This is a genomic window from Gilvimarinus gilvus, from assembly GCF_030518155.1.
Classification (GTDB): Bacteria; Pseudomonadota; Gammaproteobacteria; order Pseudomonadales; family Cellvibrionaceae; genus Gilvimarinus; species Gilvimarinus gilvus.
Window position 1 is genome coordinate 1 of sequence record NZ_JAULRU010000310.1, and the last position, 305, is coordinate 305.

1 protein-coding gene is annotated in these 305 nt (G+C 64.6%); it reads left to right on the top strand.

All coding sequences use genetic code 11. The features are described from left to right. Nucleotides 1–121 precede the first annotated feature (121 nt). Nucleotides 122–305 (top strand): hypothetical protein (locus QWI17_RS04990; protein ID WP_302721407.1); only part of this gene is annotated, 184 nt, incomplete at its 3' end.

The following is a 305-nucleotide window of genomic DNA, read 5'->3' on the forward strand; positions in this document are numbered from 1 at the left end:
AGCGCGGCGTGACCCTGCCGCGGACCTGAGCCGACGAGCGCGGGGAATTACCTGCGCTTTTGCCACTCCAACGAAGTACGCCGGTGTTCATGATGTGCATCGGTTTCGTCAGGAGCAGCCAATGAAACTCCATCCCGCAATCAGTGCCAAGCTGGCAGGTCTGCAGCCCAACCACATCGGGTTGTTGCCCTGGGCTTTGCTGGCGCATCCGTTGCCCATGCAGGCCGGGGGCGTGCCCCATCAGCCTGACCCCGATACGCCGCAGCCTGCGCAGCCAGGTGAATCCCCACCCATGGAACCGGGCG